The organism is Phenylobacterium sp., from assembly GCF_031425575.1.
GTDB lineage: Bacteria > Pseudomonadota > Alphaproteobacteria > Caulobacterales > Caulobacteraceae > Phenylobacterium.
The window spans coordinates 1-17,354 of sequence record NZ_JANPJP010000340.1 but is presented as its reverse complement, the minus strand read 5'-3'; the positions used below and the strand labels follow the sequence as shown (position 1 = coordinate 17,354).

Sequence of the window (17,354 nt, the reverse complement as noted above, 5' to 3'; positions counted from 1 at the left end):
AGCTGGGCGATGCGGCCCCTGCAGGGGGTGGGCGGTCAGGTGGGGGTGATCGGCCTGCGCGGCCCGCGCCTGCCCGCCGATCAGGAGGGCCTGCTGACCGCCGTGCTGCGCCAGGGGGCCGTGGCCCTGGAGCGGGCCAGTCTTGCGGTCGCCGCCGCCGAGCTGGAGGGCCTCCGCCGCGCCGACCACCTGCGCTCGGCCCTGCTGAACTCCATCAGCCACGACTTCCGCACCCCCCTGGCCACGGTGCTCGGATCCTCCACCACCCTGCTGGACTTCGAGGCCGAGCTTAAGCCCGCCGTCCGCCGCGACCTGCTGGAGAGCATCGCCCAGGCCGCGCGGCGTCTGAACCGCTATGTCGGCGACCTGCTGGACATGAGCCGGCTGGAAGGCGGCGCCCTGACCCCGCGCAGCGAGCTCACCGATGTCCGGGCCGTCCTGGCCTCAGCGGTCGACCGGCTGGAGGGCCGCCTGGACGGCCGGCTCATCCGCCGCGACTTCGCCGACCGCCTATCCCGCGTAAACGCCGACCCCACCCTGCTGGAACAAGCGGTGCTCAACATCATCGAGAACGCCGCGGCCTACAGCCCGCCCGGCGCGGCCATCGAGCTGGCGGTGCACGAGGACCTCGGACACGTCCTGATCGCCATCGAGGACGCCGGTGCGGGCATCCCGCCCGAGGCTCTGGAGCAGGTGTTCGACCGCTTCCGGCGGCTGAACCAGCCCACCGACCGGGGCCACGGACTGGGTCTCGGCCTCTCCATCGCCAAGGGCTTCGTGGAGGCCATGGGCGGGCGGATCGCCGCCTCCAGCCCGGTGGCCGACGGCCACGGGACCCGCATCCTGATCGCCTTGCCAAAGCCGCACCCGACGCCCAAGGACCTGATGTGAGCCTGCGCCCCCGCATCCTGGTCATCGACGACGAGCCGCAGATCCACCGGTTCCTGACGCCGGCCCTGGAGGCGGCCGGCTTCGAGCCGATCCGCGCCGACACCGCCGCCGACGGCCTGCGGGAGCTGGCGCGCCGGGCGCCGGACGCCGTCATCCTCGACCTCGGCCTGCCCGACATGGACGGCAAGGAGGCGCTCGCCCGCGCGCGCGCCTTCTATGCCGGACCCATCCTGATCCTCTCGGCCCGCGACCGGGAGACCGAGAAGATCGACGCCCTGGACCTGGGCGCCGACGACTATGTGGAAAAGCCCTTTGGGGTGGGGGAACTGCTGGCCCGGCTGCGGGTCGCCCTGCGACGCGGGGCTCCCGCCGACGCCGCCCCGCGCAGTGTCACGGCCGGCGCCCTGGAGATCGACCTGGCCATGCACGCGGTGCGCCGCGACGGCGCGGCGGTGCGGCTTTCGCCCAAGGAGTTCCAGCTGCTAGCCCAGCTGGTGGAGGGCGGGGGCAGGGTGGTCACCCACCGCCAGCTGCTCACCGCCGTCTGGGGACCGGCCCACGTCCATGACACTCAATACCTGCGGGTCTTCATCGGCCAGTTGCGCCACAAGCTCGAAGCCGACCCCGCCCAGCCCCGCCACATCGTGACGGAGCCGGGCGTCGGTTACCGGTTCGTGACGGGGCCCTAGACCGTCACCTGGGCCCCCATCTCCACCACCCGGCCCGGCGGGATCTGATAGAAGTCGGTGGGGTTGGCCGCGTTGCGCAGCAGGTAGATGAACAGCTTGTCCCGCCACAGCGCCATCCCCGGTTCCCGGCCCGGCAGCACCGAGCGGCGCCCCAGGAAGAACGAGGTGGCCATGATGTCGAACCTCAGCCCCTGGCGGCGGCAGGCGGCCAGGGCGGCGGGCACATTGGGCTGCTCCATGAAGCCGTAGGTCACTGTCACCCGGCTGAAGTCGGGTCCGAGGCTCTCCACCGCCACCCGGTCTTGGTCGGCCACGCGGGGCCGGTCGCTGGTGGCCACGGTCAGGATCACGTTCTTCTCGTGCAGCACCTTGTTGTGCTTGAGGTTGTGCATCAGGGCCACGGGGGCCAGGTCCCCCTGAGAGGTCAGGAAGATGGCCGTGCCTGGCGCTCGGTGCGGCGGCCTGGCCCTCAGGCTCTCGATGAGGTCGGCGAGGGGCAGGGAGTCGCGCTGGGTCTTGTCCCCCAGGATCGCCACCCCCTTCATCCAGGTCAGCATGACCAGGACGATCAGGGCGCCGATGGCGATGGGGAACCAGCCGCCCTGGGCGATCCGCATCACGTTGGAGCCCAGGAACACCAGGTCGATGGCCAGCAGCGGGACCACCAGGGCCAGCACCGCGGCCAGGGGCCACTTCCAATGTCGCCGCGCCACCACGAACAGCAGCAGCACGGTCACCACCATGGTGGCTGTCACCGCGATGCCGTAGGCCGTCGCCAGGTTGGAGGAGGAGCGGAACATCACCAGCAGCCAGAGCACGCCCACCAGCAGGAATGCGTTCACCGCCGGCACATAGATCTGTCCGGCGATGGTCTCGCTGGTCCGCCTGATCTCGATGCGCGGCAGCAGGCCCAGCTGCACCGCCTGCTGGGTCACCGAGAAGGCGCCGGTGATCACCGCCTGGCTGGCGATCACCGTGGCCGCCGCCGTCAGCAGCATCACCGGCCAGTAGGCCGCCTGCGGGATCATCAGGAAGAAGGGATTGGCCGCCGCCTGCGGATCGGCCAGCACCAGGGCGCCCTGGCCCAGATAGTTCAGCATCAGGCAGGGGAAGGCCACCATCAGCCAGCCCGCCCGGATCGGCGCCCGGCCGAAGTGGCCCATGTCGGCGTAGAGCGCCTCGGCGCCGGTCACCACCAGGAACACGCTGCCCAGGATGGCGAAGCCCAGCAGGCCGTTGCTCACCAGCAGCTTGACCGCATAGACCGGGCTGAAGGCCGCCAGGATCGCCGGCTCCTGGACGATGTGGATCAGGCCCAGACAGGCCAGCACCAGGAACCAGACCAGGGTGATCGGCCCGAAGAACCGCCCCACCGCCGCCGTCCCGTGCGACTGCACCAGGAACAGCCCGGCCAGGATCGCCGCGGCGGCCGGCAGCACATAGGGCTCGAACAACTTGCCGATCCCCGGCGCCAGGGCCAGGCCCTCCGTGGCCGACAGCACCGAGATGGCGGGGGTGATCAGGCCGTCGCCATAGAACAGCGCCGCCCCGCAGATCCCCAGGATCAGCACCAGCCGCGAGCGCCGCCCCAGCGCGTGCTGAGCCAGCGCCATCAGGGCCAGCGTCCCGCCCTCGCCGCGGTTGTCGGCCCGCATCACTACCAGGGTGTACTTCACCGTCACGATCAGCAGCAGGGCCCAGAACACCAGGGACACCACCCCGAACACCGCCAGGTCGCCGGCGCCGCCCTTGGCGTGGGCCAGGGCCTCCTTCATGGCGTAGAGCGGGCTTGTGCCGATATCGCCGAACACCACCCCGATGGAGCCGAGCGTCAGGGCCCAGAACCTCCGCCGCGCCACCTTGGGGTCGTCCTGCGCCGCCCCGTCCTCAACCTGTACCGCCGTCATCTCGACCCTGCTGCTGACCCGTCCACATGGACAGGCCGGTGCTAGCCCGGCTGCGCATTGCGGTTCGATGCGGGATCGCGGGCGCGGGCGTAAGGGCCGCGTAAAGATCGCGCCTCAGCGCCGGCCAGGCGGGCCGCCTGGAACCCGGGCTCACGTCGCGCGCTCTGGACCTGCAGAAACCTGGAGGCTCCATGACCGAAGACAACACCTACGGCGTCAGTGAAATCGTCGGCACGTCCAAGACGTCCGTCGATGACGCCATCCGCACCGCCATCACCAAGGCGTCGGAAAACCGCCGGCACATCCGCTGGTTCGAGGTCACCCAGGTGCGCGGGCACGTGGAGGAGGGCCAGGTGGCCCACTTCCAGGTCAGCCTGAAGCTCGGCTACGCCCTCGAGGAGTGACCTCCCGCGTCAGCCCGCCGTCGTGGCGGGCTCGCGCGCCGTGAGCGCCCGCGCGCGCCGGTATTCCAGCGCCGCTTCCGCCACCGCCGGCTCGACGTCGCGGGGCATCATCACCCCGGCCTCGACGGCGGCGGCCGCCGCCTTTCGGAACCGGGCCAGGTAGCCCGCCTCGTCGCCATAGAGCGCGTCCAGGGTCGCGGCGTCGAAGGGCCGGTTCGACCCCCGCAGCCGACCCGAGAAGTCGTCGCTCACCGGCTGGGAGCTGTTCATCGCCACCGGCGCCTGCGCCTGGGGCAGGCGCACGCCCCCCGTGGCGATCCCGTGCCGGTCGCGCACCACCTTGCCGTCGGCGTCGAAGTCGATCAGCGGCTGTGACGGTGGGGCCGCGCCCCCGTTCACCCAGCGGTTCATGTGATGCAGGGCGGCGTCATAGAAGGGCTGCAGGTAGATGCGGTTCATGTCCTCTGACGGCGGCGCGGGCGCCACGCCGAAGTCGCGCTGGTACTTCTCGTTGCGGGTCAGCTGGGCCTGGTAGGAGACATGGGTCAGGGCCGCGGCCTCCCAGGTGCGGAACCGCTCGGTGTCGGGCTGGCGCACCTTGAGGCAGGCGATGGCCTCCAGCTCGGTGTTGACGATCATCGCCGGCACGTCGAGATCCTCGCGGATCAGGTTCTGGGCGCGGGGCAGGGGACGCGCGGCGCCCGGCGCACCTGGCGACACCCGCACCGGCGGATCGCTGCCCTCGATGGCCGTGCCGCCGCCGAAATAGATCTGCAGCATATAGCCGTCGAAGGCGTGACCGCCCTGCTCAGGCGACAGCGGATGGACCGCGTTGATATAGGTCGAGAGCCGCCCCGCCGACTGCGAGGCGCCCAGGCCGATCACCCTCTTGACCGCCAGCCCGCCCATCGGATCGACCGCGCCCCCGCGGCCCGGCCCCACGGCGCGGGCGACCTGGGAAAAGATGTCATAGGAGGCGTCGTCGGTGGGAATGCTTAAGGTCCCGTAGCGTTCGGCGTCCCAGGCCGCGAGCCCTTGAGGGTTGGCCTCGAACCCGTGCACGCCCACGGCCTGCACCGTGGCGCAGACATAGGCGTAGCCCTCCTCCAGCACCTCGGGGCCCTCCCCGAAGAACAGCTCATAGCCGGCGGTGACATTGTTCCAGCACACCACCACCGTGCCGTTGAACTTCGCCGGGTCGGCGGGCCGATAGACCAGGAAGCGGGTCTTGAAGGGAACCTTGCCGCGCGGCTCCACGGTCCACTTCCCGTCGCGCCCCAGCTCGGCGCCCGCGACGGGCCCGTAGGTCGTCGCCTGACCCTCCAGGACGTACTCCGCCTCGACGAAGCCCTTGGCCGCCAGGTCGATAAGCGGCCGGTTGAACGCCCAGCCGTGCTGTCCGCCCGTGATGGGTCCCTGGATCATGTCTCACTCCTCACCGTGCAGTCTGGTGCTGCTGAGCGATGATCCTAGCGGCTTGACGCGGTCCCTGGAAAGGCGCTCGCGGCGGCGCGAGCCAGGAGGCCCCGGGCGATCAGGGTCAGGTGGGACGTGATCAGGTGTTCGCGCTCCACCCAGGGAAAGCCAGGCTTGACGATGACCAGGGCGATCAGGCCATGCATGGCCGCCCAGACGCTCTGGGTCAGGGTTTCGGGGTCCAGGCCCAGGGTCAGGCCGCGCTCATGCAGATCGGTGATCTCCCGTCGCAGGACCCCGTAGGTCGACTGTGCGGCGGGGGACAGGGCTTGGTCGGGTTCAGGGCGCCCGGCGCCCCCGGGCGCGGCCTGCCACATGAAGGCGATCCGGTACATGTCGGGGTTCGTCAGCCCGAAATCGACATAGATCCGGAGCATCGCCACCAGGTCTTCCAGGCTGCGCACATCGCCCTTGGCGCCTGCCGTCAGGGCGTCGGCCAGGAGCCCGAAGGCCCGGTTCTGCAGCTCGGAGCCGATCTGGTCCTTGGTGGGGAAGTAGGCATAGAGGGTCGGCTGAGAGATCCCCACGGCCACGGCGATCTGCCGGGTCGACACGGCATAGACGCCGAACTCATTGAAGAGCCGCAAGGCGGCTGCGAGGATTTCCTCCCGCCGCTCCGGCCCCTGCCCCTTGGCCTTCCGGGGCGAGCGTTCCGTAGTCAGCTTCATGAGCGCATATCTGTCATGCGTGGCCGGGCATTGACAATGTGCGGTCATGTATCACTGATTACCTATCAATGATCGGTTATGGGGTCATCGTTGGGGTCGGGGCATATGCAGAGATCGCGCCGCGTTTGCGCCGGGGTGATGGCGGCCACGATCCTGGCCGCCATCACGGCCTGCGCGCCCCCGGACGCCGCCCCTGCTAAGCCGCCGCCGCCAACCAGTGTGGAGGCGGCTGCGGTCCGCCCCCCGGACGCGGTTGACCGCCTGAGCGCCACGGGACAACTGGCGCGGGAGCGGGAGATGACCCTGTCGTTCCGCATTCCCGGCGTCATCACCCGCCTGCAGGTCGATGACGGCGACCGGGTCGCGGCCGGACAACTGCTGGCGGCCGTCGACCCCACAGGGGTGGCCGCCGCCGAGTCCCGCGCCGTGGCGGAGGTGGAACGCGCCCGGCGCGACCAGGCCCGGGACCAGGCCCTGTTCGACAAGGGCTTCGTCAGCCGCCAGCGGCTGGAGGACCGCCGCAGCGCATTGGCAATCGCCCAGGCCGGCGTCAGCGCCGCGGCCTTTGACCGCCGATGGAGCCGCCTGGTCTCGCCGGTGACGGGCGTCGTGCTCCAGCGCCACGCCCAGGCCGGCGAGGTCGTTCAGCCCGGCCAGGCGATCCTCAGGATCGCCGATGAAGCCAGCCCGCTGATCCTGCGCGCGCCCCTGTCGGATCGTGACGTCAGCCGCGTCAAGCCCGGCCAGTCGGCTGGCGTCCGCATCGACGGCCTCTCCAACGAAGTCGCCGGCCGTGTGGCCCGGGTGGGCGAGCGGGCCGGGGCTCAGACCGGCGCGGTCGATGTCGAGATTGAGATTCTCGCAGCCGAAGGCCTCCGCAGTGGCCAGGTGGCCAGGGCCTGGATCGCGGTGGGGCCCGCCACGGGAACGACCTTCGCGCGGATTCCGGCCGAGGCGATCCTGGAGGCCAGTGGCGGACGGGCCTTCGTCCTCGTGGTGGAACAGGGCGTGGCGCGGCGCCGGCCGGTGACCTTTGGCGGGTTCCTGGACGATGACGCCCTGGTCAACGGCCTGGCGGCCGACGCCCGGGTCATCACGGCCGGGGCCGGATTCGTCGGCGATGGCGATCGGGTGAGCGTTGTCGATCCCGCCCGCCTGGCTGTCGGCGCCCCAAAGAGCGGCGTCGCCCGGTGAGGTTTGACATCGCCGCCTTCGCGGTCCGCAACTGGCAGTTCACCCTGGTGGCGTTCGGTCTGCTGATCCTGCTGGGGGTCAACGCCCTGTTTTCCACGCCGCGCTCTGAGGATCCTCACTTCCCGATCCCCATCGTCACCGTCCAGGCGGTGCTGCCGGGCGCCGAGCCGGCGGAGGTCGAGCAACTCATCGCCGACCCCATCGAGGCCGCCCTCGATGGCCTGGACAATGTCGATTCGATCACCTCCACCAGCCTGGACGGGGCCGCCGTGGTGACGGTGGAGTTCGACTGGAGCGTGAACCCGGAGCGCAAGTACGACGAGGTGGTCCGTGAGGTGAACGCCGTGCGCGCCAGCCTGCCGCAGGGCCTGACACGACTGGAGGTGCGCCGGGCGCGCACCACCGAGGTGGCCATCGTCCAACTGGCCCTGGTGAGCGATCACCTGCCGATGCGACGGCTGGAGAAGCTCGCCGACAGCCTGCGCGAACGCCTGGACCGGGCTCCGGGTGTGCGGGAGGCGCGCTACTGGGGGGTTCCCGCCTCGGAGGTGCGTGTCGCCCTGGACCTGGGCCGGTTGGCGGCCCTGCAGTTGCCGGCCACGGCCGTGGCCGACGCCCTCCGTTCGGCCGGGGCCGAGACCCCCATCGGCGCGGCCCATGCCGGCGACCGGAGATTCAACATCAAGTCCGGCGGCGCCTTCCGCGACCTGGCGGCGGTGGGCGAGATCGCGGTCCGCAGGCAGGCCGGACAGGTGGTTCGGGTGCGCGACGTCGCCCACATCAGCTGGGCCCAGCAGGAAGCCGATCATCTCACCCGCTTCAACGGTCGGCGGGCGGTGTTCGTCACCGCCACCCAGAAGGACGGCGCCGACGTCGCCAAGGTGACGGCCGGCATCGACCAGGCGGTGACGGACTTCGAGCGGACCCTTCCGGCCGGGGTCAGGCTGGAGCGCGGCTTTGTCCAGGCCAAGAATGTGGAGCACCGGCTACTGCGGCTGTTCCGCGACTTCGGCCTGGCCCTCGGCATCGTGCTGATCACCCTCCTGCCGCTCGGCCTGAGGGCGGGCGGGGTGGTGATGCTGTCCATCCCGCTGTCGCTGCTGATCGGCCTGGCCCTGCTGCAGGCCCTGGGGTTCACGGTCAACCAGCTGGCGGTCGCGGGCTTTGTCCTGTCCCTGGGCCTGCTGGTGGACGACTCCATCGTGGTGACCGAGAACATCGCCCGACACCTGCGCGCCGGCGCCGACCGCGTGACCGCGGCCATCGCCGGGACGCGGCAGATCACCCTGGCGGTCATTGGCTGCACCGCGACCCTGATGTTCGCCTTCCTGCCCCTGCTGGCCCTGCCCGGGGGGTCGGGGGGCTACACATCCGCTCTCTGCCGGTCACCGTCCTGTGCACGGTCGGCGCCTCGCTCCTGGTGTCCCTGACCATCATTCCCTTTCTGGCCAGCCGAATCCTGTCGCGTCATGAGGACCCGGAGGGCAACGCCCTGCTGCGGTGGGTCAACGGCGGCATTCATCGCCTCTACGCCCCGCTGCTGCACCGGGCCTTGGCCCGCCCCTGGACCGCCTTCGCCCTCATCGCCGCCATCTGCGCCACCACCTTGCCGATGCTGGGCGCAATCGGCTCCAGCCTGTTTCCCCCGGCCGATACCCCGCAGTTCCTGGTCCGCATCGAGACCGCCGACGGAACCTCCCTGGCCAAGACCGACCAGGCCCTGCGCTTCGTGGAGCGTCGCCTGGCCGCTGAGCCCGCCATCGTCTGGACCGCCGCCAACCTGGGTCGGGGCAATCCGCAGATCTTCTACAACCAGCAGCAGCGTCAGACCCAGACCAGCTATGCCGAGGTGTTCGCCGGCCTCAAGGTCTGGGAGCCCGAGGCGAGCCCCCGGCTGCTCGACGCCCTTCGCGCCGACCTGGCGGCCTATCCCGGCGCCCGGATAAGCCTGGTCGCGTTCCAGAACGGCCCGCCCATCGAGGCGCCGCTTGCGGTGCGCATCTCGGGCGAGAACCTGGACGTGCTCAAGGGCCTCGCGGCTCGGGCCGAGCAGATCCTGAAGGCGACGCCCGGGACGCGCGATGTGGGCAATCCGATCCGGCTGGACCGCACTGACCTCGATCTCGGAGTCGAGGAAGACAAGGCCGCGGCCCTGGGCGTCTCGGCCGGCGCCGTTCGCCGCATCGCCCGCCTGGCGCTGTCGGGGGAAGAGACCGCCCGCTTCCGCGACCCCGACGGGGATGACTATCCGGTGCGGGTGCGCCTGCCCATGACTGGCCGTAACGAGATCTCGGTTCTCCAGGACCTCTATGTCCCGACCCAGGCTGGCGAGTCGGCGCCCTTCTCGGCCCTGGCCGAGCCGCGGTTCCGCTCCAGCCCAGCTCAGATCACGCGATTCAATCGCCAGCGCAGCGTCACCCTCACCTCCCAGATCCAGACTGGCTTCCTCACCTCTGCGGTGACGGAGGACGCCGCGGCGCGCCTGGCGGGCGAACTGGCGCTGCCCCCCGGCTACCGCCTGAGCCTGGGCGGCGAGGCCGAGGCTCAGTCCGAGAGCTTCGCGGGCCTGGGCGCGGCGATCCTGGTGGCGATCTTCGGGATCCTGGCGGTGTTGGTGCTGGAGTTCGGCAAGTTCCGCACGGCCCTGGTGGTGGCAGGCGTCATACCCCTTGGCCTGTTCGGGGCGGTGGCCGCCCTCTGGGTGACCGGCAATTCCCTGTCCTTCACCGCCACCATCGGCCTGATCGCCCTGATCGGAATCGAGATCAAGAACTCCATCCTGCTGGTGGACTTCACCGAGCAGCTGCGCAGGCAGGGGGTGCCGCTGCGGGCGGCCATCGAGCAGGCCGGCGAGGTTCGCTTCCTGCCCGTCCTGCTGACCTCGGTGACCGCCATCGGGGGCCTCCTGCCTCTGGCCCTTGAGGGTTCGGGGCTCTACTCACCGCTGGCGATCGCCATCATGGGGGGGCTGATCACCTCCACCTTCCTGTCGCGGGTCGCGACGCCGGTGACCTATTGGCTGCTCTCGCGCGGAGACGAGACCGTCGATCCCGCGCCGACCCAAGCAGGCTGACCTCATGACCAAGACCGCCGCCCAGGCCCGCACCGAACGCCTGCTCACCGGACCCCCCCTGCGCACCATGATCGCACTGGGCCTGCCCACCATGGTGGTGATCCTGGCCCAGATCGGCGTCAGCATCATCGAAACCTACTGGACCAGCCGGCTGGGGCTTGAGGCCCTGGCCGGCGTCACCCTGGTGGCGCCGTTGGTGGCCTTGATGGCCACCATGAGCAACGGCGGTATCGGCGGCGGGGTGTCCTCGGCCATCGCCCGGGCCCTGGGGGCCGGCCAGGCCGAGCGGGCCAATGTCCTGCTCTGGCACGCCATGGTTATCGCCGTGATCTTCGGCGCGCTCTTCACGGTCCTGCTTCTGAGCCTGGGCGGCCGGCTCTATTCGGCCCTCGGAGGCGAGGGGGTGGTCCTGCATCAGGCCTTGATCTATTCCGCCTGGGTGTTCGGCGGATCGATCCCGTTCTGGGTGATGAACCTCGTCGCCTCGGCCATGCGCGGGGCGGGGGAGGTCAAGCTGCCGGCGGCGGTGTCCCTGGTGGGCGCGGCGGCCACCATTCCCCTGTCACCAGCCCTGATCTTCGGCTGGGGACCCCTGCCGCACATGGGGGTCGGCGGCGCCGGCGCGGCGGTGCTGATCTTCTATCTGGGCGCGACGGCCTTCCTGCTGCGCCATCTGGCGCGCGGCGCCGGGGCTCTGAGGCTGCGCCCCACACCGCTCTCGCGCCAGGCCTTCGGCGACATCCTCGGCGTCGGCCTGGTCTCGGCGCTGGGGACGATCATGGCCAATCTGACCACCGTGCTGGTGACCGGGGCCGTGGCCCTGGCGGGCGCCGCGGCGCTGGCCGGCTACGGGGTGGCCTCGCGGATCGACTTCCTGCTGATTCCCCTGCTGTTCGGCTTCGCCACCGCGGTGATCAGCGTGGTGGGCGTGGCGACGGGCGCGGGCCGGACCGATCGGGCGCGGGAGGCGGCCTGGAAAGCGGCCGCCGCCGCCTTCGTGGTGACCCAGGGCATCGGCGTGCTGGCGGCTGTGTTTCCGGCGGCCTGGATGGGACTCTTTTCCTCCGACCCGGCCGTGATCGCCGCGGGCGCTGACTACCTGCGGGTGGCGGCGCCGTCCTATGGCTGCTTCGGCGTCGGGCTGATGTTGTACTTCGCCAGCCAGGGTCGTGGGCGGGTCGGCTGGGCCCTGGCGGCCGGCGCGGTCCGTCTGGCGATCACCGCCGTGGGAAGCTGGATCCTGGCGAAACAGCTCGCCGGGGTGACCGGTCCGGCCCTGGCCGTCGCCGCCGGCTCGGCAGCCTTCGCCGCCATCAACGCCTTCGGCTTCTGGCGCGCGTCCCGGGTCAAGCCTGGTGAACTCGGGTAAATTCAGAGCTCGTCTGAATTCGATGACAGTGCACTCATATCGTCTTCAGCTTGCGCACGCTTTTGCCGGCGGCCTCGTCCACCCCCTGCGCGATCATGGCGGCGAAGTCGGGATGGCCCCTGACCCAGGCGGTCTCGTCCTGGCGGTCGCCGGTCGCGGCGACGGATCGCGAAGTGAGCACGCGCGCCCTAGGTGGAGGCGGCCCCGGCGAGAATCTGGGGCAGGGCGGCCTGCAGGGTCGAGTAGTGGGACAGGCCGGGGAACCGCCGCAGGGTTGCGGGCCGGACCGCGACGATGGCCTCCGCCATCGCGGGCGGGGTCCAGGTGTCGTCGTCGCCCTGCCACAGGGTGATGGGCGCCCTGAGGCCGGCCAGCCTTTGCGCGGGCTGGGCGACATAGCCGAGGATCTCGCGCCGGTAGGCCCGGGCGCCGCGCGCCGGGCTGTGGGCGATCATCCCGCGCACCCTGGCCTGGAACGCCGGGTCGCGGGCCAGATGCGCGTCCGCCCCGGCCGCCCCGGCGAAGATCTGCGCAAACAGCAGGCCCGGCGCGACCCTAGACAGTCCCCCCTGGACCGAGGTCAGGGCGGAAAACAGCGCCGGCTGGTTGCGCGCCAGGGCGAACACCGCGCCGCCTGCCATGTCGGGCAGGAAGTCACCGCAATCCAGCGGCGCGGCGGCCGAGACCAGGTCCAGGCTGAGGTTGCGGCCAAGCGCCTCCAGCCTCAGGCCGATCTCGACGGCCACGAAGCTCCCGAGCGAGAAGCCCACCAGGCGGAGCGGGCCCTCGGGGAAGCGCTGTCCGATGTCGGCCGCCAGGTGGTCGAGATAGGCCGCCAGCGGCAGGTCGGGGCGATCGGTCGCCCGGTCCGGCGCATGGACCCGTCCCTGGTGCTCGCGGGGGTCGGCGAAGACCAGGTCCAGCTCGGCCGGCGATCCGGGCTGGCCGTGGAAGTAGACGACTGTCACGTCGGGCCTCCGCCGCGAGGGCTGGAAAGGGGGTGGAAGGGCGGGTCGGTCAGGCGGTTTCTTGGCCCAAGCTCAACCGTTGTTCAACCGTCCAGCAGCCGAGGCCCGCACCGAATCGGCTGGGACCCTGACCGTCACCTGCCGGTGAGTGTCGGCCGCCTTGGCCGCGCCGCGAGACAGGCGGCGGCGCGGTCGGCGATCCTGAGGGGGCAGAGTCGCCGCGTTCAGGCGGCGCGCGGAATTCATTGGACTTTTGCCGGCGATGAGGCTCGGGTCCGGGTGGCGCGCACCGCTCGCGGCGGGTCGGGGATGTCGATCCGGCGCGGTCTTCGTCGATCATTGGCGCGATCCTGCCGGCCTGGCCCCGGTTATCTACCCTCCGCCGCGGCCAACATGTGCGAGGTCAGCGCTCGCTGACGGACGATCACTCCCAACCCCTGTCCACAGCCCAGATGGCGAAGGCGTAGTCGAGGGCGATCTCCTTGAGGAAGTCGAACCGTCCGGAGGCCCCGCCGTGGCCGGCGTCCATGTTGATCTTGAGCAGGATCGGGGCATCCGATGTCGAGACCGCGCGCAGCCTGGCCACCCATTTCTGGGGCTCCCAGTAGGTGACGCGGGGGTCCGACAGCCCGCCCGTCGCCAGCACCGGCGGATAGGGCCGGGGGGCCACCTGGTCGTAGGGGCTGTAGGCGGCGATGGTGTCGTAGGCGGCCTCGTCCTCCAGCGGGTTGCCCCATTCGGGCCACTCCGGCGGCGTCAGGGGCAGGGTGGTGTCGCTCATGGTGTTGAGCACGTCCACGAAGGGCACGGCGGCGATCACCCCGGCCCACAGGTCGGGCCGCAGGTTGGCGATGGCGCCCATCAGCATGCCCCCCGCCGAGCCGCCATAGGCCACCATCTTCCCGGCCTTGCCGTATCCCTGAGCGGACAGGTGCTCGGCGCAGGCGATGAAGTCGTTGAAGCTGTTGGGCTTCTTCTCCTTGCGCCCGTCCAGGAACCAGCCCCAGCCCTTGTCGGACCCGCCGCGCACATGGGCCGTGGCCCAGATCCAGCCGCGGTCCACCAGGCTGAGATTGCGGATCGAGAAGCTGGGTTCCATGGCGTGGCCATAGGCGCCGTAGCCGTAGAGCAGCAGGGGCGCCGAGCCGTCCAGGGGGGTGTCCTTCAGCATCAGGACGGTGATCGGAACCTCGGCCCCATCGGCCGCGGTGGCCGTCAGGCGGCGCGCCACGTACCGGGCCGGATCGTGGCCGGAGGGGATTTCCTGGGTCTTGCGCAGGGTTCGCTCGCGGCTGGCCATGTCGTAGTCGAACCACTGCCGCGGCGTGGTGGGCGACTGGTAGATGAAGCGCGTGATCGGGGTTTCGTACTCATAGCCGCCGCTCAGCGAGAGCGCGCAGGCCTCCTCGTCGAAGACGATCTCATGCTCGCCGCCGCCGCGCGCCATGACCACGATCCGGTCGTTGGCGTTCACCCGCTCCAGCCGCACCAGGTGGCCGGCATAAGCCGCGAAGCCGGTGACATAGTGGCCCGGCTGATGGGCCACGAAGTCGGTCCAGGTGGACTTGGCCGGGATCTCGGCGGTGCTGGTCGCCAGCTTGAAGTCCACCGCACCGTCGTCATTGGTGCGGATCACCCAGCGGTCGGTCCAGTGGTCCAGCTCATACTTCACGCCCACCCGCCGCGGTTCGGCCACGAAGGGCGGCCGGGTCGGATCGCTGGCGGGGATCAGCCAGATTTCCGTAGTCTCCTGGTTGCCCACATGGACCACGACGTGGCTGTCGTCTGAGGTGGTGCCGACGCCGAGGAACATGCCGTCGTCGGCCTCCTCATAGACCAGGACGTCCTCGCCGCCGCGCGCCGGACGCCGGTAGACCTTGGAGGGCCGGGCGTTTTCGTCGCGCCAGATCCAGAACAGCCACTGGCTGTCGGGGGAGAAGGTGAAGTCGCCATAGGCGCTCTCGATCTCGAAGGCCAAGGTCTCGCCGGTGGCTAGGTCCTTGATGCGGATCGTGTAGTACTCCGACCCCTGCTCGTCGGCGGCCCAGGCGTAGAGGCGGTGATCGGGGCTGTGGTGGGCCGCGCCGACCTGGAAGAAGGCCTTGCCCTTCGAGAGCGCCTCCTCGTCCAGCAGCACCACCTCGCCGTCGGTCCGTCCGCGCGGCCGGCGGCCATGCACCGGATGCTCGGCCCCGATCTCGTAACGGACATAGTAGTCCCAGGCCCCATCCGAGGCGGGGACCGACGAATCGTCTTCCTTGATCCGCCCCTTCATCTCGGCGAACAGCGCCGCCTGCAGCGCCTTGGTGGGGTCGTCTAGCAGGGCCTTGGTGTAGGCGTTCTCGGCGTCCAGATGCTCGCGGATGTCAGTCCGCAGGACCTTGGGGTCGCGCAGGACGTCTTTCCAGTTTTCGTCCTTCATCCAGGCGTAGTCGTCGACGCGCGTGCGGCCGAGCTGGGTTATGGACTTGGGCTCGCGCCGGGCGACGGGGGGGAGGGGACGGGTCATCCCTGCTAGATGGCCCAGGCGCGGGGCGCTCTCAAGGCGTAACCCTTGGGCCACGCGGCAACATGGCGCAGCGCCTAAACCGCAGATCGTTCTTTGCCTTAACGACGTTCTTAAGGAACTATCCCGCTAGTTGGTTGCGCGAGTTGCAGAAATTTTTCGGGGACGTCGATGGTCTATGACCTATCTGTGGAACTGATCCACGCGACGGTGCAGTTGGAGCAGCCCCTTGGGGACGGCACCCGCACGGTCGGCACCGGCTTCCTCATCCAGTCGCTGAGCCCCGATGGCCAGCCGCGCACCGTTCTCGTCACCGCCAACCACGTGCTGGCCAAGATGCCCGGGGCCGAGGCCCGCATCGGCTACCGGATCGAGAACCCCGACGGCTCCTGGACCTATTCGCCCCAGTCCTTGAAGATCCGCGACGCCGAGGGCCGTGAACTCTGGACCCACCATCCGTCCCGCGACGTGGCCGCCATCTCGATCACCGCGCCGGAGCAATTCGCCAAGGCCGCGATTCCGCTGAGCTGGCTGGCCGACGATCAGACCTTCGCCTCGCTGAAGGTGGGCGCGGGCGACGAGATGATGGCGCTCGGCTTCCCCCGGGGCCTAGCGGCCAACCGCGCCGGCTTCCCGATTCTGCGGGCCGGCCGCGTCGCCTCCTATCCCATCGCGCCAGCCAAGGTCTTCCCGACCTTCCTGCTCGACTTCAGCGTCTTCCCGGGCAATTCGGGCGGGCCGGTGTTCATGGCCGACAATTCGCGCCGTCGTTCGGGCGCCACCGAGGCCCAGCCCGCGCAGTTCATCGCGGGCCTGCTGACCCAGCAGGTGGAATTGAACAATGAGCGCCTGGAGATCGGGATCGTCACCCAGGCCAAGTACATCCGCGAGACCATCGGTCTGGTGGAGAACCCCTATGCGCCGGTGACCACGGCCTCGAACGAGGTGTTCACGGGCGCCAAGGCGGCCTCGGCCGAAGAGGCTGTCTCGCCCGATTGGTAGGTTAAGCGCCTCCCCACCCAGGGGCGGGGAGAGCTCGGTCGTGTTAGGCGCCGTACAGCAGGGACAGCGTCTCGGCGATGCAGGCGGGCTTTTCTTCGCCTTCGATCTCGATGGTGCATTCCATGCGGATCTGGACGCCGCCGGCCTTGGCGTCGACGCCGATCAGCTTCTGGCGCAGGCGCACGCGCTTGCCGACTCGGACCATGTTCACAAAGCGCACCTTGTCGGAGCCATAGTTGATCCCGCGGGTCACGCCCTTCACCGGCATCAGCCCGCCGCCCAGGAAGGGCAGCAGCGACAGGGTAAGGTAGCCGTGGGCGATCGGGCCACCCATTTCGCGGTTGGCGCGCTCGACGTCGACGTGGATCCACTGATGGTCGCCGGTGGCCTCGGCGAACTGGTTGACGCGCTCCTGGGTGATTTCCAGCCAGTCGGACACGCCGGTCTCCTGACCGACCAGGCCGGGCAGATCCTTGAATTCCACGGGGTTCATCGTTCACGTCCTCGTCTTTGAAACAGGTGTTCGACCTCTAGAGGGTGACAGCCGCCAGTGGAAGCCACATCAGGCGACCGCCTCGGCCAGGAAGGTCGCATAGACCCCGTCATGGGTGCGGCTGAGCAGCCGGAAGCCGGCGTCGTCGATCATGCGGGCGAGGATCCAGCCGAAGGTCGAGTGCTCCTCGCGCACATGGCAGGCGACCTCCTCGCGGCTATAGCCGGTCTCTCGCGTCATCCAGCCGATCCAGCTCTCCACGGTGCGCGGGATGGCGTCCGGCGTGCAGTTGAAGGCCACGTCGCGGATGTAGATCCGCCCGCCGGGCTTCAGGGCGTCGCGCATGCGGGTGAGCGCCACAGCCTTCCACATGTCTGGCAGGTGGTGCAGGGCGTTCTTGGTGATGATCAGGTCGAGGTCGCCGGAGGCCGGGAAGGTCAGGAAGCCGCCGAGTTCGAAGGTGATGTTGGTCACGCCCATCTCGCGGGCCCGCGCCTTGGCGGCGCTCAGCATGGTGTCCGACACGTCGATGGCCCGGACCGAGCGGGCCATGCCGGCGGCCGCGCAGGCCAGGATGCCGGTGCCGCAGCCGATGTCGGCGAGCGCGGTCTCGCGGGTCACCCCCAGCCCCGAGAGCAGGGCGCGGTCGGCGGCCAGGTCGCCGCCCTGTCGGATGTCGTAGGTCGCGACCTGCTGTTCGTCCTCGAAATCGAG

The 17,354-nt window shown here is 70.1% G+C and carries 16 protein-coding genes; 8 read left to right on the top strand and 8 right to left on the bottom strand.

All coding sequences use genetic code 11. The features are described from left to right. On the top strand, window positions 1–891 hold an 891-nt coding region (locus tag RMO97_RS18760), incomplete at its 5' end, for an ATP-binding protein (protein ID WP_310542532.1). Then, on the top strand, window positions 888–1,580 hold the full coding sequence (locus RMO97_RS18755; protein WP_310542531.1) for a response regulator: 693 nt from the start codon (window positions 888–890) through the stop codon (window positions 1,578–1,580). The genes RMO97_RS18760 and RMO97_RS18755, both read left to right, overlap by 4 nt. On the opposite strand, the gene RMO97_RS18750 is transcribed toward RMO97_RS18755, so the two are convergent. After that, window positions 1,577–3,487, bottom strand: coding sequence for a potassium transporter Kup (locus RMO97_RS18750; protein WP_310542530.1), 1,911 nt, complete (start codon window positions 3,485–3,487; stop codon window positions 1,577–1,579). The genes RMO97_RS18755 and RMO97_RS18750 overlap by 4 nt on opposite strands. 191 nt (window positions 3,488–3,678) lie before the next feature. Here RMO97_RS18750 and RMO97_RS18745 point away from each other — a divergent pair, with 191 nt between their 5' ends. Then, window positions 3,679–3,891, top strand: coding sequence for a dodecin (locus RMO97_RS18745; protein WP_310542529.1), 213 nt, complete (start codon window positions 3,679–3,681; stop codon window positions 3,889–3,891). A gap of 9 nt (window positions 3,892–3,900) precedes the next feature. On the opposite strand, the gene RMO97_RS18740 is transcribed toward RMO97_RS18745, so the two are convergent. Further along, window positions 3,901–5,316 carry an alpha/beta hydrolase domain-containing protein gene (locus RMO97_RS18740; RefSeq protein WP_310542528.1) on the bottom strand — a complete coding sequence of 472 codons (1,416 nt, stop codon included), beginning with the start codon at window positions 5,314–5,316 and terminating at the stop codon, window positions 3,901–3,903. Between the two features lie 44 nt (window positions 5,317–5,360). Next, the gene (locus tag RMO97_RS18735) at window positions 5,361–6,035 is read right to left on the bottom strand and encodes a TetR/AcrR family transcriptional regulator (protein ID WP_310542527.1); all 675 of its coding nucleotides are present in this window, start codon (window positions 6,033–6,035) and stop codon (window positions 5,361–5,363) included. A gap of 138 nt (window positions 6,036–6,173) precedes the next feature. On the opposite strand from RMO97_RS18735, the gene RMO97_RS18730 reads away from it, so the two are divergent. Genes RMO97_RS18730 through RMO97_RS18715 form a run of 4 tightly spaced genes read left to right on the top strand, consistent with a single transcriptional unit; the run spans window position 6,174 to window position 11,671 of the window. Continuing rightward, on the top strand, window positions 6,174–7,229 hold the full coding sequence (locus RMO97_RS18730; protein ID WP_310542526.1) for an efflux RND transporter periplasmic adaptor subunit: 1,056 nt from the start codon (window positions 6,174–6,176) through the stop codon (window positions 7,227–7,229). Next, on the top strand, window positions 7,226–8,659 hold the full coding sequence (locus RMO97_RS18725; protein ID WP_310542525.1) for an efflux RND transporter permease subunit: 1,434 nt from the start codon (window positions 7,226–7,228) through the stop codon (window positions 8,657–8,659). The genes RMO97_RS18730 and RMO97_RS18725 overlap by 4 nt, the downstream gene beginning before the upstream one ends. Further along, window positions 8,650–10,302 carry an efflux RND transporter permease subunit gene (locus RMO97_RS18720; protein ID WP_409035339.1) on the top strand — a complete coding sequence of 551 codons (1,653 nt, stop codon included), beginning with the start codon at window positions 8,650–8,652 and terminating at the stop codon, window positions 10,300–10,302. Before RMO97_RS18725 ends, RMO97_RS18720 begins: the two co-directional genes overlap by 10 nt. Window positions 10,303–10,306: 4 nt before the next feature. Next, on the top strand, window positions 10,307–11,671 hold the full coding sequence (locus RMO97_RS18715) for an MATE family efflux transporter (protein ID WP_310542524.1): 1,365 nt from the start codon (window positions 10,307–10,309) through the stop codon (window positions 11,669–11,671). A 34-nt stretch (window positions 11,672–11,705) separates the two neighbouring features. Here RMO97_RS18715 and RMO97_RS18710 read toward each other — a convergent pair whose 3' ends face one another. The 3 genes from RMO97_RS18710 to RMO97_RS18700 form a co-directional block, all read right to left on the bottom strand. Continuing rightward, on the bottom strand, window positions 11,706–11,852 hold the full coding sequence (locus RMO97_RS18710; RefSeq protein WP_310542523.1) for a hypothetical protein: 147 nt from the start codon (window positions 11,850–11,852) through the stop codon (window positions 11,706–11,708). Between the two features lie 7 nt (window positions 11,853–11,859). After that, on the bottom strand, window positions 11,860–12,639 hold the full coding sequence (locus tag RMO97_RS18705) for an alpha/beta fold hydrolase (protein WP_310542522.1): 780 nt from the start codon (window positions 12,637–12,639) through the stop codon (window positions 11,860–11,862). A 424-nt stretch (window positions 12,640–13,063) separates the two neighbouring features. Then, a complete protein-coding gene (locus RMO97_RS18700) occupies window positions 13,064–15,148 on the bottom strand; it encodes a S9 family peptidase (protein WP_310542521.1) in 2,085 nt (694 codons plus the stop codon). 186 nt (window positions 15,149–15,334) lie between these two features. Here RMO97_RS18700 and RMO97_RS18695 point away from each other — a divergent pair, with 186 nt between their 5' ends. Continuing rightward, entirely contained in the window at window positions 15,335–16,147 is an 813-nt protein-coding gene (locus tag RMO97_RS18695) for a trypsin-like serine peptidase (RefSeq protein WP_409035338.1), read from the top strand. Window positions 16,148–16,190: 43 nt separating this feature from the next. On the opposite strand, the gene RMO97_RS18690 is transcribed toward RMO97_RS18695, so the two are convergent. Further along, window positions 16,191–16,640 (bottom strand): MaoC family dehydratase, encoded by a 450-nt coding sequence (locus RMO97_RS18690; RefSeq protein WP_304779130.1) that lies wholly within the window; start codon window positions 16,638–16,640, stop codon window positions 16,191–16,193. Window positions 16,641–16,709: 69 nt separating this feature from the next. After that, a partial coding sequence (locus tag RMO97_RS18685) for a class I SAM-dependent methyltransferase (RefSeq protein ID WP_310542519.1) occupies window positions 16,710–17,354 on the bottom strand: 645 nt, incomplete at its 5' end.

Excerpts from the sequence above, each read along its gene's own strand:
- RMO97_RS18750 (WP_310542530.1), bottom strand. The coding sequence starts at position 3,487 with ATGACGGCGGTACAGGTTGAGGACGGGGCGGCGCAGGACGACCCCAAG.
- RMO97_RS18745 (WP_310542529.1), top strand. The coding sequence starts at position 3,679 with ATGACCGAAGACAACACCTACGGCGTCAGTGAAATCGTCGGCACGTCC.
- RMO97_RS18740 (WP_310542528.1), bottom strand. The coding sequence starts at position 5,316 with ATGATCCAGGGACCCATCACGGGCGGACAGCACGGCTGGGCGTTCAAC.
- RMO97_RS18735 (WP_310542527.1), bottom strand. The coding sequence starts at position 6,035 with ATGAAGCTGACTACGGAACGCTCGCCCCGGAAGGCCAAGGGGCAGGGG.
- RMO97_RS18730 (WP_310542526.1), top strand. The coding sequence starts at position 6,174 with ATGGCGGCCACGATCCTGGCCGCCATCACGGCCTGCGCGCCCCCGGAC.
- RMO97_RS18715 (WP_310542524.1), top strand. The coding sequence starts at position 10,307 with ATGACCAAGACCGCCGCCCAGGCCCGCACCGAACGCCTGCTCACCGGA.
- RMO97_RS18700 (WP_310542521.1), bottom strand. The coding sequence starts at position 15,148 with ATGACCCGTCCCCTCCCCCCCGTCGCCCGGCGCGAGCCCAAGTCCATA.
- RMO97_RS18690 (WP_304779130.1), bottom strand. The coding sequence starts at position 16,640 with ATGAACCCCGTGGAATTCAAGGATCTGCCCGGCCTGGTCGGTCAGGAG.